13 protein-coding genes are annotated in these 14,545 nt (G+C 36.5%); 5 read left to right on the forward strand and 8 right to left on the reverse strand.

The window, feature by feature from the left end; genetic code table 11:
- Window positions 1-132 precede the first annotated feature (132 nt).
- Window positions 133-1,275: an LPS O-antigen chain length determinant protein WzzB gene (locus tag ACQEXU_RS12580; RefSeq protein WP_427011120.1), complete on the reverse strand. Its 1,143-nt coding sequence runs from the start codon at window positions 1,273-1,275 to the stop codon at window positions 133-135.
- Between the two features lie 216 nt (window positions 1,276-1,491).
- Here ACQEXU_RS12580 and ACQEXU_RS12585 point away from each other — a divergent pair, with 216 nt between their 5' ends.
- Both ACQEXU_RS12585 and ACQEXU_RS12590 read left to right on the forward strand, forming a co-directional pair.
- The gene (locus ACQEXU_RS12585; RefSeq protein ID WP_427011056.1) at window positions 1,492-2,109 is read left to right on the forward strand and encodes a helix-turn-helix transcriptional regulator; all 618 of its coding nucleotides are present in this window, start codon (window positions 1,492-1,494) and stop codon (window positions 2,107-2,109) included.
- A gap of 184 nt (window positions 2,110-2,293) precedes the next feature.
- Window positions 2,294-2,638 (forward strand): DUF3135 domain-containing protein, encoded by a 345-nt coding sequence (locus ACQEXU_RS12590; protein WP_367987896.1) that lies wholly within the window; start codon window positions 2,294-2,296, stop codon window positions 2,636-2,638.
- A gap of 13 nt (window positions 2,639-2,651) precedes the next feature.
- Here ACQEXU_RS12590 and birA read toward each other — a convergent pair whose 3' ends face one another.
- Window positions 2,652-3,611, reverse strand: coding sequence for a bifunctional biotin--[acetyl-CoA-carboxylase] ligase/biotin operon repressor BirA (gene birA, locus ACQEXU_RS12595; RefSeq protein ID WP_427011057.1), 960 nt, complete (start codon window positions 3,609-3,611; stop codon window positions 2,652-2,654).
- Complete coding sequence (murB, locus tag ACQEXU_RS12600; protein ID WP_427011058.1) at window positions 3,608-4,654, reverse strand: UDP-N-acetylmuramate dehydrogenase; 1,047 nt, start codon at window positions 4,652-4,654, stop codon at window positions 3,608-3,610. The genes birA and murB overlap by 4 nt, the downstream gene beginning before the upstream one ends.
- 59 nt (window positions 4,655-4,713) lie before the next feature.
- Between murB and ACQEXU_RS12605 the strand changes: the two genes are divergently transcribed.
- From ACQEXU_RS12605 to ACQEXU_RS12615, 3 genes are all read left to right on the forward strand, one after another.
- Window positions 4,714-5,148 carry a GNAT family N-acetyltransferase gene (locus ACQEXU_RS12605; RefSeq protein WP_427011121.1) on the forward strand — a complete coding sequence of 145 codons (435 nt, stop codon included), beginning with the start codon at window positions 4,714-4,716 and terminating at the stop codon, window positions 5,146-5,148.
- Between the two features lie 81 nt (window positions 5,149-5,229).
- Window positions 5,230-6,570 (forward strand): CDP-diacylglycerol--serine O-phosphatidyltransferase, encoded by a 1,341-nt coding sequence (gene pssA, locus ACQEXU_RS12610; RefSeq protein WP_427011059.1) that lies wholly within the window; start codon window positions 5,230-5,232, stop codon window positions 6,568-6,570.
- 26 nt (window positions 6,571-6,596) lie between these two features.
- On the forward strand, window positions 6,597-7,826 hold the full coding sequence (locus ACQEXU_RS12615) for an exopolysaccharide biosynthesis polyprenyl glycosylphosphotransferase (RefSeq protein WP_427011060.1): 1,230 nt from the start codon (window positions 6,597-6,599) through the stop codon (window positions 7,824-7,826).
- Window positions 7,827-7,843: 17 nt separating this feature from the next.
- Here ACQEXU_RS12615 and ACQEXU_RS12620 read toward each other — a convergent pair whose 3' ends face one another.
- The 5 genes from ACQEXU_RS12620 to ACQEXU_RS12640 form a co-directional block, all read right to left on the reverse strand.
- Complete coding sequence (locus ACQEXU_RS12620) at window positions 7,844-8,596, reverse strand: glycosyltransferase family 2 protein (RefSeq protein WP_427011061.1); 753 nt, start codon at window positions 8,594-8,596, stop codon at window positions 7,844-7,846.
- 147 nt (window positions 8,597-8,743) lie between these two features.
- Window positions 8,744-10,678: an acyltransferase family protein gene (locus tag ACQEXU_RS12625; RefSeq protein ID WP_427011062.1), complete on the reverse strand. Its 1,935-nt coding sequence runs from the start codon at window positions 10,676-10,678 to the stop codon at window positions 8,744-8,746.
- A complete protein-coding gene (locus ACQEXU_RS12630) occupies window positions 10,668-12,404 on the reverse strand; it encodes a hypothetical protein (RefSeq protein ID WP_427011063.1) in 1,737 nt (578 codons plus the stop codon). The genes ACQEXU_RS12625 and ACQEXU_RS12630 overlap by 11 nt, the downstream gene beginning before the upstream one ends.
- Window positions 12,355-13,503 (reverse strand): dTDP-4-amino-4,6-dideoxygalactose transaminase, encoded by a 1,149-nt coding sequence (rffA, locus tag ACQEXU_RS12635; RefSeq protein WP_427011064.1) that lies wholly within the window; start codon window positions 13,501-13,503, stop codon window positions 12,355-12,357. Before rffA ends, ACQEXU_RS12630 begins: the two co-directional genes overlap by 50 nt.
- A complete protein-coding gene (locus ACQEXU_RS12640; RefSeq protein ID WP_427011065.1) occupies window positions 13,493-14,512 on the reverse strand; it encodes an acyltransferase family protein in 1,020 nt (339 codons plus the stop codon). Before ACQEXU_RS12640 ends, rffA begins: the two co-directional genes overlap by 11 nt.
- Window positions 14,513-14,545: the final 33 nt, after the last annotated feature.

A 14,545-nucleotide genomic window follows, 5' to 3' on the forward strand; every position in this document is an offset into this window, starting at 1 on the left:
TGTGATACCTATATGAGGGGTAAAAAGGTTGATCCCAAGGGCAAACGCATTTTTTTTTGTGAGGTAGATAACGAAAAAGTAGAATAAAAAAGGGCTCTATAGAGAGCCCTTTAACTTGATATGTTTATATGCTTAATCTTCCTCACGTCGAAATGCAAAACGTATTAGCACGATTGCCACACCCAACATCCCTCCAAGAAGTGTACCTAGTACAGCAATAAGAGCGCGTTTGGGTTTATCACGAGAAATTGGTGGTTCAACATTTTCCAAAAAGCGGAAAGTTTGAAAATCAATTGAGCGATCAACTTTCAAGTTGTTTAGCATATCAAGCTTAGCATCAATTTGTTGTAAACGAGGTTCAATAACACTTAAGTTTTTCACTGATTCTAGCGCCTTTACTTTCGCTGCTAGAGCTTTAGTTCCCAAGTCAATCGAAAAAATTTCTTGGTTTGAATTGGTTTGAATTGGCTGATTTACTCCAGCAGCCTCAGCAATATCTAATGCATACTGAGCTCGCTCAACTTCTACCTGTAAGCGATTTTTAGCTTGAGAAGTTAAAATATGTTTTTGCTGTATGAGTTCATGCTTTTTTGCTGTCACAATTGCTTCTAGGTTATTTAAAGCATCATTACGAGCTTTTTGTTTAATAACACCCATATATTTTGAAAGCATAATAAAGCTACTTTCTTTTGTTGTAGCTTGAAAACTCACGTTGTAAGGAGAAAACTCTGCTTTTTTATCTACCGCGCTAGCTAAAATTTTCTGAAACCATTCAGCATACAGCTTACGATTCGCTTCTTTTTCAGCTTCCACATTGCCTTCAGTATTTTCTATCAGCTGCTGCTTAAACACCTGAAATTCAGAACTTGCATCTAAAAATGCTTTTTTATTATTAGTTGAATTAAGCCCATCAATAAAACGTTGAAATAATACTTCGGTATCCATCAAGTCATTGAGTTCTTCGCTTACTAGTACCGTGCCATCTTCTTGATAAATATCAAAAACTGGTTGAAATTGCTTAACCTGTTGCTGGTAAGCAGCTATGTCTTGAGGCTGAGATTGAGACACTTTTGCTTTTGAGCTCCACCATTGCTGAGCAAATAATGAGTAACATATGGCGCTCACTGCAAATAATACTGTGGTAACAATAATTGTCCACTTACCTACCCAAAGCGCATCAAACAGCTCACGTAAATTAATTTCGTTACTTTGAGGGAAGTTTTGTGGCAGTTCTGGGTAATTTTGATTGGTTACTTGCTGAGTATAGTTGCTCACTTTATATCCTTTAACATCACTAATCTTGGCTGACACCAAGTACTCAATTTCATTGCTCGACAGTTTAGCATAGTCAAAACTAACACTAGCGAAGATTTTTGCGAAAAAGTGTTATCAAAAGACGAAGTCAATTGATCAGCCATAAAGTTCAACATAGTAAATTCTTTGCTTTATAAACTCATTCCGACATAATAACGAAAATAAAAGAGGGAAGTGATGAAAACAGTCGATAGGATACTACAAACCATTAAACGCGATGGTGCCATTACCGCAAAACAGTTAGCGGAAGAACTATCAATGACGACTATGGGAGCTCGTCAGCACCTGCAGGGCCTTGAAGATGATGGCATTCTCGCTTTTCATGATGTGAAAGTAAAAGTCGGCCGTCCAACCCGCCATTGGTCTTTAACCCAGAAAGGCCATGCTCAGTTTGCTGATCGTCATAGTGAACTTACCATTCAAGTGATTGATGCCATTGAGTCTGTATTTGGCAAAGAAGGGGTTGCTAAGGTAACGGCAGAACGGGAAGTAAAAACTCTTGAACAATACCAAAAAGCAATCGCTGGTAGCCCTAACTTAGAAGATAAATTGCAAGTTTTAGTATCACTGCGAGAGCAAGAAGGCTATATGGCCGAGCTTGAAAAGACAGAGAATGGTTATCTGCTGATTGAAAATCACTGCCCCATTTGTAAAGCGGCAAAACGATGTCCAAGCTTATGCCAATCTGAGTTAAATGTTTTTCAAAAACTATTAGGTAAAGAATGCACTATCACCAGAACCGAACATATTATTGAAGGGGAGCGCCGTTGTAGCTACTCAATTTTGCTCCTCTAATCATTACCTCCCTGATTCTATTTAAGAAATCTAAAATAAGTAATTCGATCCCCATTATTCCACAAGCAAAACAGATTTCTCAAATTTGAGAAAGTCCATTTTCGTTCAAACTTTGCTCTATTTTATCTCTTATCCTTATAGTAGCTTGTTGATAAATTAATCACCCGGATGTAAGGAATCAGCTATGAGTGTGACACCATTAACTCAAACCCTGCCATCATTTGATGAACTAATGGAACTTGCTGAGCACAATCCCGCAGCCTTTGAGCAATTTAAAAAGGACATGTGTGAGGAGATGATTTTATCTGCATCTGAGGAAATGCAAGACAGGTTATGGGCCCAGCAAAGCCACATTGATAGAGTGGTTAGTCGCTGTAAAAACCCTAACCACACCAATATTGTTTTAATGCAGGAGCTTTCCGCACAAATCGGCCGCTTTCGATGTGCTTTAGATGGTGATGTACTTCAGGAGGAGTGTGAAGCTGCTGACATTATTCCCTTTAAACCTAAAGAGCATCATTGGCGTTAACCACCGAATAGAATCAGCTTTGGCGTAGTGAAATTTCACCACCGATGTATGCCTCTACCCCAATCTCTGTTTCTAATAACACGGCTCCTTGCTCATTGATCCCGCGCTCAATGCCAACAACTTCGCGTGTACCCATAATAAGCTTAACTTTTCTTCCTAGAAAATTATCAAGCCGATTCCAGCGCTCAACAAAACCAGACATTCCCTTGGCTTCATAATCTTCAAGAGCAATCTGAAGTGTATTAATCATTGAAATGGCAAGCTGATTGCGATCGAGTTCTTTTTCTTCAAGCACTTCACTGAGGCTAGCCCATGGTTGGGTGATCCCCGACGTATTCTGCTGCATCTTTAAATTCATCCCCATTCCGATGACTAAGTTTGCAGCTCCGCCAGCTTGACCAGACATTTCAACCAAAATTCCCGCTAACTTTCGATCTTGAAAATAGAGATCATTGGGCCACTTTAATTTTATGCCTTCAATTCCTTGTTGTTGCAACGCTTCTACAATTGCAACACCAACAACAAGGCTTAACCCTATTGCTGCCGCCATACCAGCATCCAAGCGCCAAAACATTGAGAGATATAGGTTCGAACCAAACGGCGACACCCATTCTCGACCACGCCGTCCTCTCCCTTTAGCTTGGTATTCTGCTAGACAAACCGAGCCCGATTCAAGCTCATCCACTCTTTCCAGCAAGTACTGATTTGTTGAGTCAATGATCGGTATAAGACTGAGTGGCTTATTAACACCATTTCGTAGAGTATGTTCATCCAGTAACTGCAGGGGCTCAGCTAATTGATAACCTTTGCCCTGAACACGAAATACATCCACACCCCAAGCTTGTATTCCCTTGATATGTTTGCTAACTGCCGCCCGAGAAATGCCAAGCTCTGCCCCGAGATCTTCACCTGAGTGAAAGCCTCCTTGGGAAAGAGCTTTGAGTAAGCTCAGCTTAGTCTTATGATCTTTCATAGTGGCTTACCTAAAATGCGCTCTAAGCTGGTCTCATGTCTTGCCCCCATAAAGCGCACTTCATGTTCCAACTCCACACCGAATTTATCCAGTACTCGCTGTCTAACTAGAGCTGCTAGACTGACCACATCCTCTGCAATTGCTTGCGACTTATTGACAATGACTAATGCCTGCTTCGGGTGTACCTGCGCCCCACCACACATTTCTCCTTTTAAGCCACATTGATCTATTAACCAACCTGCGGCTAGCTTCGTGCCGTTTGCAACAGGATAGGCAACAATATCTGGATACTGCTGAGCAAGACGTTGATAGTGCGACTCTTCCACAATAGGGTTTTTAAAAAAACTTCCGGCATTTCCGTTTACTGATGGATCTGGCAATTTGTCTTGGCGGATCTGGCAGACACGTTCAAACACCTCTCGCGCGGTCACCGTATCTTGCTTAAAAGACTTAAGCGGGCCATATTGGACATTCGCATTCCAGCTTTTGGATAAACGAAAACCAACAGCAACAATCACGGCTTTTTGGTAGAGTCGATGCTTAAAAATTGAGTCGCGATAGCCAAACTCACACTCTTCAGCATTCAATCGAATGATCCGATAAGACTCGAGGCACAATACATCCACATACTCACACACATCTTGTAATTCCACCCCATAAGCACCTATGTTTTGGATGGGTGCAGAACCGACACAGCCAGGAATTAGCGCCAAATTTTCTAAACCATTGTAACCTTTCTCAACACACCACTGAACGAAAGAAGGCCAATCTTCCCCAGCCGAAACATGCAGTTTCCAATGCGTTTCTGACTCTTCAACAGATTTACCCAAGAGGCGATTTAACAACACAACGCCTTCGAAGTGCTGGGTAAACAACATATTGCTGCCTTTTCCTAATACAAGCTTCGGAATAGTGAGCCATTCAGGGTTCTGAAATGCCGCTTTAAGTTCGTCAATAGAAGACACTTCCATCAAATAATCACAAGTTTGTTCGATAGAAAAAGTGTGGAAAGGTGCCAAACTGGCCTGAGTGAGAGTTTGCATCAGTTTTATCAAGTCATTTAAACTGACTTCATTCTACAATAGATAGTCGCCCAATGAGAATGAGTAAGCTGACCTTTCAGACACTAGAGCCAATAAAACTTCCACTAGTCGCACGAATTTATAAAACGCACTACCCTTCAGCAAAAGCGAAAAAAAATGAAGTGACTATTGTCGGGTATGAAAACAATATGATTGTTGCAGTGGTTCGGTTTCGTCCTCTAGAACAACTACAACTGTTAACTGGAATGCTCGTTGTGCCAACGCATCGAGGCACCGGTGTTGGACATCTGCTCATGAACCATTGTCGCAACACTATTTTGAATGAGAGAACATACTGCTTTGCTTATGCTCACCTAGAGGCTTTTTATCAACAGCATGGATTTCATACGACTGATAGCGAGGCGCTACCACACCACCTCAAACAACTCTTTAATCGCTACATAAGCGGTGGAAAAAGTCTCATTCCAATGCATTTTCAGCAGCAGAATCCCTGAAATTCACAGCTTTTCTGGTAAACGGCCGTTTAGATTTGCTAATATCCGATGTCCTCTTTTAGTTAAGGTAATCCACCCAACATGATCAGCAATAGGAATTTATTCGAACAACTTCCAACTCTAGCGCAAGATCCCGCGCAATTTGAGACGTTGTACGCTGCGTCAGATTTCAGAACTCGCTTAATACAAGCGATTCGAGAAGCCAGCAAACGAATTTACCTTGTTGCACTTTATCTTGAAGATGACGAAGCCGGTCGAGAAATATTGACCGAGCTTTACGAAGCTAAGCAACGCAATCCTGGTTTAGATATTAATGTATGTGTTGATTGGCACCGCGCACAACGTGGCCTAATCGGTGTTGAAGCATCTAAAACAAACGCATCGATGTACAAAGAGTTCTCTGAGCGCTACCAACATACAGTTCCTGTTTATGGGATTCCGGTTCGTGGTCGAGAAGTGTTTGGTGTGCTGCATTTAAAAGGCTTTATTATAGATGATCAGGTAATATACAGTGGTGCAAGCCTCAATAATATCTACCTGAACTACAAAGAAAAATACCGCTTTGATCGCTATCATTCGCTACGCAATACCTCTTTAGCTAATAGCATGGTGCAATTTATTCAGGAGCAAATGGTTGCTCACCCAGCAGTAAATAACCTTGCCTGCCCTGCAAAGCCTGAAACCAAAGAAATTAAAGCGGATATTCGCCAGTTCCGTGCGGCGCTAGCAAAAGCGTCTTATCAGTTTACATCAGAAAGCATCAGTCCAGATCAAGTCGCCGTTACTCCAATTGTTGGCCTAGGGCGAAAACGTAACCGATTAAACCAAGGCATCGCTCAGCTTATTGCATTGGCAAAAGATGAAGTCTTCATTTGTACTCCATATTTTAACTTCCCAAAACCAGTGGCAAAGGAAGTAAAAAAAGCGATAAAACGTGGTGTAAAAGTTACCATTGTTGTTGGTGATAAAACCGCGAATGACTTTTATATTGCTCCCGAAGAAGAATTTAAAACCATCGGCGGATTGCCGTACCTTTACGAACGTAACCTTCGCCAGTTTGCTAAAGTAAATGAAGCAAATATTGCTGCACGAAAACTCTCTATCCATCTCTGGAAACACGATGAAAATAGCTTTCACTTAAAAGGGATTTGGGTAGATAAACGATACATGCTGATCACTGGCAATAATCTAAACCCACGTGCATGGAAACTTGATTTAGAGAACGCGATTCTCATTCAAGATCACTACCATCACCTAACTAAACAGTTCGAACAAGAAGTAGAGAATATTCTGCAACACACTCAACTCATCTGTACATACAAACAACTAGAAAAAGTGGAAGATTATCCTGAGGTTGTCCAAAAGCTGATGCGTAAAATTACGCGAGTGAAGGCAGATCGTGTGCTAAAACAAATCTTGTAAGAATAGATAAAGAAACGGGCAAAAAAGTGAAAAGACTATTTCAAAACTCAATTATTTGTCATGGTATTGGCATTATTGGAAGCGTATTACTAATTCACATTTTTACTGGTTGGCGCTCAACGCTACCAATCACTGTCGTTAATAGTATGTGGATTATAAGTACAGCATATATAGGGGCATCATTAACAATTCCCAAAATAACCAACTATTTGTTAGTCGATCGAAAATTCTATATCTTACCAGTTCTGGCGTCATTATATGCTTTTGCTATGGCATTGATACTACTGTTAAGAATTGAGTACTCTCGGGAGATCCTGATATATGGATTTCTTTTACACCTACTCTGGATGTACGTTTCTGCTATATTTCGTGGTGAACAATATAAAATGAAACTAACAGCTATAGATAATTTTAGTGTTGAAAATCTTCACGCTAAGCATGCACGTCTAGAGTTAAAGATCTTAGAAAATTTAGATTTAAGAGCTGCTCAGGATGGACTAGTCGTAGACTTGCACGGGAAACTATCTGCAGAGCAAGAAAAATTCATAGCAGATTGTAGTATAAACAATATTCCCGTTTTCCACTCCGAAAGTATTAGGGAGATGGTTGAAGGAAAAGTTCAAACCCTACATCTATCAGAAAATTATATAGGTACTCTGACACCTAACCCAATCTACCACAAGATTAAACGTCTTTGGGAATCGGTTTTAATTCTAGCTTCTTTTCCAATAACCCTGCCCATAATGGCTATTACTGCTATTCTGATTAAAATTGAAAACCCTGGGCCAGCAATGTTTATTCAAGAAAGAGTAGGTCAAGGAGGGAAAGCTTTTAGAATCTACAAATTTCGTAGCATGACCGTTAAATCAAAAGATGCAGAAGATAAATTTGCAACTGAAGAACAGGCCCGTGTAACAAGAGTTGGCAAAGTGATCAGGAAAGTGCGCATTGATGAGCTTCCGCAATTTTTCAATGTGTTAAAGGGAGAGATGTCATTAATCGGACCACGGCCTGAACAAGAGAGTTTTGTTATACAGTTTGAACAAGAAATTCCATTTTACGGATACAGACACATGGTAAAACCAGGGATAACAGGATGGGCTCAAACCGTTCAAGGCTATGCTGACGATACTGACTCCACTAGGGAAAAACTAGCCCACGATCTATACTATATTAAACATCTTTCTTTCTGGCTTGACATGAATATTGTCATCAAAACAATCAAAACTATGTTAACAGGGTTTGGGGCTAAGTAGCCCCTTCTTATTTCGGACTAAACCTTTCGAGATACACCTCTATAGGCATAATGGCTAAAGTACTTAACTGACTTTAAAAGAGGTAGCTTTTCTATCTCTCTATAGATTCTCCATTGATACTTTAGCACTGTCAGCTTATTTGAAGATACTGATTTATTTCCTACACGATAGCGCGCGAGTGGTCGACAAATCCCTTTAGCGATATAACCTTCTCTAAGAATCTTTAACCAAAGCCCCATATCTTGCCGTTTCATAATATTTGGCATATATACTTTGCCTAGTTTATTTGCATCATATACAGCAGTTAAGCAGCCAATCTGATTTGAACGTAATATATCCTGATAAGAAAGCTCAACTGGTGGTATACGAGAACCCAAAACTTTGCCTCGAGAATCAATCACTTCATATGCGGTATAAGACAGCTCAACATTATGCTCTAGCATAAATGAAACTTGTTCTTGCAACTTATCAGGATGCCACTCATCATCAGCATCAAGGAAAGCGATGAATCGCCCTTTTGCTTCGTGAATACCTCGATTTCTAGTGACAGCAGGGCCTGCGTTCCAAGACCGTTCGATGTATCTAATTCTCTTATCTGAAAGAACTAACTCTTTGAAACCAAGAGGTTTCTCAGCGGGAGAATTATCGTCTATTAGCAATAACTCAAAATTATTGTAGGTTTGATTAAGCACACTTGAGATAGTACCTAAAATATCCTCACCAGGATTATAACAAGGTGTAATAATTGAAACTAATGGTTGGGATAGCATACTTCAACACCGTCGAAACTATTAAATATAGCAAATGAAATGATAGTAGCATCTCATTCACCATATAGTCATCATTTAAAGGCTTTAGTCTTATTTATGAGCTTATATAAAACTATGTACCAATGCACAAGCTAAATTTTATATAGATTAATCTTGATGTTGATATTCAATGAGCCTCTCAGCTATTTTATCTGATATATATCTACCTCCAGACAACGAAAGATGATTGTTATCACGATACAGAATCCTTCCGTCATAAATAAAAGTAAAATCATCTTTTTCTTTATCATATAATAATTGGCTAGGGTAGATTGCATTAATACTTACATTACTCAAAGCTAAGTCTAAAAATTGTGTTGACAATAAAGACTTACTTTCAAAATCTTCCATAGTCAGAGTAGGTAACTGCATCGAGAAATAAGAATCTAAAAAAGCACGTCGTGCTAGATATAATGGTGGATCAATTTCCAACTGAGGAATTTGATACATAACGTGTACTGCTTTACCATTAGATTCTAACTTCTTAATCATATCCGAAAATGAAACTAAAAGCTCATCCATATTATTACTTTTAGAGCCTATATCATTATCAAAGTAACCAATCCAAAATGCATGAAGGATAACATCTGTAATATGAGGCTGGTTAATTAAGTAATTATATATCAACTTATTGTTTTCTTCACACTTACGCTTAGGGTTACTAGACACATAATTGAGTATTGGAGGACAACCAGCGATAGCAGCCTCTTCAATTCCAGCCCCGTAAGGAGTCAAACTCTCAGAAAGAGGAAGTACTAATTGGTCAGCATGGCTATCACCCCATAAGAAAAACTTCCTATTTCCTGTTTCAAAATTTCCATATCTACATAAAGTATCAGGATTAATGATTTTATTTGTTACTCTACACTCATTAATACGAGGATTATTTTCGTGACGAAAGGCTACATATTCTTTAGAATCTGGACCTAATTTATTGTCATGAATAAAAATCAAATAAACAGAAAAAAGACTTAAACAAAGACAGTATACATATGTACTTTTTGATGAAATAGAATAACTATTGAAGCGCCTTTCCACAAAATAATATAAAAAAGCACTAATTATAACTGATGCCAAGATAGATATTAAAATACCATCAACATTAATACTCTTACCAAGTAATAATTTATAGTAAGCAAAAATAGGTTGGTGAAGTAAATAAAGACTAAATGATATTACCCCAAGCCAAGATAACAACGTCATAAACATACCTAGCCTTCTATCCTTATTAGCTTTAGCATTTAATATAAGAATACATGCCCCTAGACAAGGGACTAAAGATAATAAACCAGGAAAGTTTGACTCTGAATCAAAAAATAAATAAGAAAATAGAATAATTAAATAGCCAAGAACAAGAAAAATTCGATTACCTAATACCTTTACCCAATCAAATTTGAATGCATTAATATACAAGCAAATGCATACACCTAAGAAAAACTGCCAACTTCTAGCAAAGAAAGAGAAGTAATAATCTGATGGATGTATGCTAGTAACATAAAAAACTTGTATGCATATGAATAATAGAAATCCAATAGAAATGAAAAACAGTTGCTTACTTGAACAACATCGATATCCAATAAACAAAAAGAGAGGAGTAATTAGATAATATTTAAGCTCAATAGCAAGACTCCAATAATGAATTAATGGTTTAAACTCAACTGCAATACCAAAATAATTAATTGAATCTGAAGCCCAATATTCTGTAGATAACGTAAAGAATGAAAAAGCACTATTCTTCAACTCTATCAACTCATCAGGAAGTTGTATCATCTGGCCAAAAATCAATGCTAAGAACAGGGTAGTAATGGCCGCAGGATATATTCTTTTAAATCGTCTTAAGTAAAAATCTACAAAACAAAATTTGCCATTATTCATGACCCTGATTATCGATTCAGAAACAAGAAAACCACTTAAAACAAAAAATACATCAACGCCGGCATAGCCACCAGAAAATAATGATATACCTGCATGAAACAACAAAACGCCCAGAACGGCGAATCCTCTAATACTATCAATTTCCTTTATATGTAGATTATTTGCCATCAGTAACCTTCGAATTCAAACAAAATGGTTCAAGTAATGAAATTTTGTATAGCGCAATATCTCTATCAGAACTAGGTTCATTAATTTTCCAAGTGCGAACAATTTGAGATTTAAATCTATAATCATTATAAGTAGGATGAATTGCCCCGACACCAATAGAGTATATATCATATGAATCTTGATAATGTGTCACTACGGTGCAAATATCTTTTAGATACTCTTCTTTAAGGTTTTTATAGCGATATATATTTACCAAGGGTGGTTTTGAAACTGAAGCGGAATAAGCATATGAGAAGCCCCCCACTAAAATATCATTCCCTATGTAGTCCTTCATTTCTTTAATTGAATTTGAATACTTTGAATCATAGTTAACTATTGAATACCAACAAAATATATTTGGAATGATAAACATAATTAATAAATTAATTTTAAAAACCAACATGTTATTTTTTACAAAAGTAAAAAGCACAAAACAAATTAAAATCAATACAAAATATAACCACTTATCATTAATAGAAACAAAAAATGGTGCAGAAATCCAACCAAATAAAGACAAACCTGTAAAAGAGAATAATAATATTATTTTCAAGTTACTGAGATGATCCTTTGACTTCAATATGAAATCAAAGAAAAAAGTATTTGCTAATATAAAAATAGGAAGAATAGTAATTAACTTTCTATATGGAAAATCATTAATAAACAAACACTGCAATACAAAGGACAATATGAATACTAATACAATTAAATATTCATTATTCCCCAATCTTTTAAATAAAATGATCAGAGAAAAAATAGAAAAAGTAGAATAGACAAGGAAAAACAGATTAAATCGAAAAAAGTTAGCATCAAAAAAATTAAGAAAATTATTATAAAGCCTATATATAAAACTTTCTGAAGAGGGAACAGTAACTCTACTGCCAAATCCATCTATTAAAAATCTAACTTCTTTTATCAGATCAACAGATAGGAAATAATAGTTAAAATAAACAAAAAACAAAGTTCCAATTATAACACCAACAATATAAGCAATAACAAACCGTGACTTCTTACCAATATAAGTGACTAACAAAAATGCCGCTAACAAAATAAAAACGTTGGTAATATAAGAAAAGAAAACTAAAAGACTAGTTGATAAACCCAAGGCGAAATAATTACTTACCAAATTCTTGCGTATCGCCCAACATACAATACAAAATGAAGTTATTACAACCAACATTCTTGAAAGGCTAAACTCTGATATTATAGAGGCTGATAAAAAACTAGCTTCACTACATAAATATAACAAGGAAAAAATTCTTACAAATTTACTACTAACATACCTGTTAAGAACTAGTGTAAGTATTACAACAATGCTCAAAGCGGTAAAAACAGATGCTAACCTTATAGAATACAATTCAAGACCAAATATATATAAAAATACGGTGCTTATTACGTTATGTATACCACCACCGAACAATATACTTGAAGGCAATGAAGACAGAGCTAATTCATTATTATCATTACCAAACAAAAAATCAATTGCTGATATGTTATAATAAAATTCATCAATAGGTTGATAGTAAAATGCTTTCCAGTTTTCTACTATATCAAGATGAATGAGAAATATTCTAGAAACTAAAAATGCCAATATAACTATAGAACACAATAGAAAATATCTTCTTTGGCTAGAATTTATTTCAATCATTAAAGAACTCGCATATTTTTTCGCATACTGTGAATACTTCATTTTTATCTATATCTTTATAGAGTGGCAATCGAAGTAGTCTCTCACTTTCTCTTGTCGTATGTATATCCTTAGAAAAAAAGCGACCAACTCGACATCCATAATTGCTATTGTGAAGTGGAACATAGTGAAATGCGGATGATATATTTTTAGATTTCAAAAAATCTATCAAATCATCTCTAATTTTTGAATCTTTAAGCTTAATATAAAACATATGTGCGTTGTGTTTGGAATATTCTGGTATAACAGGCAATCGAATTACACCTTTATCTTGCAACTTGCTCAAAGATTTGAAGTAAAGACGCCAAGAAGATAAGCGAGATATGTTTACTTCTTCTGCGCATTCTAATTGAGCATATAAGTATGCAGCTTGAATTTCAGAGGGCAAGTAACTACTTCCAATATCTACCCATGTGTACTTATCAACGACCCCTTTTAGAAATCTACTACGATTAGTTCCTTTTTCCCTTATTATTTCAGAACGCTCTACGAAGAAGTTATCATTTATAATTAACGCCCCACCTTCACCACCACTAGTATAATTTTTTGTAGCATGAAAACTATATGTCCCTATATGTCCGATAGTGCCTAGAGGCTTTCCTTTATAAGTAGACATTACGCCTTGAGCGGCATCTTCAATAACAAATAAATTATATTGTTTAGCTAAGTCCATAATCACGTCCATTTTACAAGCGACACCAGCATAATGAACAGGAACAATAGCTTTAGTTCTTGATGTAATGGCAGGTTCAATCAAATTCTCATCTATATTCATAGTGTCTGGGTTAATGTCTATGAATACTATTTTCGCTCCTCGTAAAACAAAAGCATTTGCCGTGCTAACAAATGTATAGCTTGGCATAATAACCTCATCACCAGGTTGTATATCAATCAAAATTGCAGCCATTTCTAAGGCGGCAGTACAACTTGGTGTCAATAGAGCTTTTTGACATAAAAAATTTTCCTCAAGCCACCTGTGACATTTCTTTGTATAATTTCCATCACCAGAAAGGTCTCTATTTCCAATAGCCACATCTATGTACTCTCTCTCTTTACCTGTAACCAAAGGAATGTTGAAAGGAATAAATTCTTTATTGAGCATGATTTATTTTGCCTCTGATCTTATCCACAAGTCTGTTTGACTCAACTATACGAACCGAAAATTCTGAAAGGACCAGAATTGAAAGTATATATATTATCAAGAATAAAAACTCATTTTCTTTAAGTAATCCCTGACCATATTCATTGAGCATATATAGAACTAACGGGTGAGATAAATAAACTGAATATGAACGACTACCCAAATAAGTAGCTATTTTCTTCCCCGTATTAGAAAAATCATTATTTATAGAGAGGCACCAATAAACTAACAAAGGAACAGAAATAAACTTGTAATCTTGAGCTCCGCCTAAAGCAAAGAAAAACACAGTGACCAATAATATTAATATCACCCATAATTTATTAGGTTCTTCAAGCCTGCATAAATAAACAAGACAAAGCATTACACCTAGGGCAAACTCATAGAGGTATGGACTAGAGGCGATAATAGAAAAGGGCCAGTCTAAAGGCCAAATAGAAGGGAGAACTATCAAAAGAGGAATAATGACAAGAGATGCATATCTCCCTAACTTTGCAATGAATATTGCAAATAGCAAATAAAAAAACATTTCAAAGTTTAGTGTCCATCCAACAGACAGAAAAGGAAAAACTCCAAGATAACGGGAAGGGTTTTCATGTGGTATGAATAACAAAGACTTTATAAGAGACGAAAAAGTCCAATCCGTGTATACATTTTCAGGACTAAGAATATAGCACATAGGTATTAATGCCAAAGTAAAAAACCAATATGCAGGAACAATTCTGATATAACGCTTTAACAAAAATGTGACAGCGGAGGATGTGTTTAATGAAGTTAAAGTTATTATAAAGCCACTAATAACAAAAAAAACATCTACCCCCAACTTTGCATAATGTGTAGTAAAATAACCAAAAGCATCTCCTAATATACTACTACTCATATCCCAACGAAAAAAAACTTGGTTATAGTGATGCATAACAACTAACCAAGCTGCTATCCCTCGGAGTATTTCAATAGAGTAGATACGATTCATTTTACTCACTATACTCTAACTTCCTCAATCATA

The organism is Vibrio sp. TRT 21S02 (assembly GCF_050113675.1).
In the GTDB taxonomy this organism is placed as follows: Bacteria; Pseudomonadota; Gammaproteobacteria; order Enterobacterales; family Vibrionaceae; genus Vibrio.